The following is a 212-nucleotide window of genomic DNA, read 5'->3' on the forward strand; positions in this document are numbered from 1 at the left end:
CTTCGTTAATGACTGTAACAGATATTTGTGCCACTTTGATCCAATTATTCATGGTCCTGACCTCCTTGTTTTAGTAAATGACGTTCATCAATAATGATATTTTGAGTATCTGTAAGGTACAGAAAGTCCATATCAAAATGATCCAGATAACCAATACTGATGAGTTGGTTATTGGCATACATTAGAAATGGATAGATACTTAGCTCATGTAG

1 protein-coding gene is annotated in these 212 nt (G+C 34.0%); it reads right to left on the reverse strand.

Annotation, left to right across the window (positions count from 1 at the left end):
- Window positions 1-44: 44 nt before the first annotated feature.
- On the reverse strand, window positions 45-212 hold a 168-nt coding region (locus HMPREF2578_RS11045; protein ID WP_256275856.1), incomplete at its 5' end, for an SAUGI family uracil-DNA glycosylase inhibitor.

Source organism: Staphylococcus sp. HMSC072H03, assembly GCF_001809305.1.
GTDB classification, from domain to species: Bacteria; Bacillota; Bacilli; order Staphylococcales; family Staphylococcaceae; genus Staphylococcus; species Staphylococcus hominis.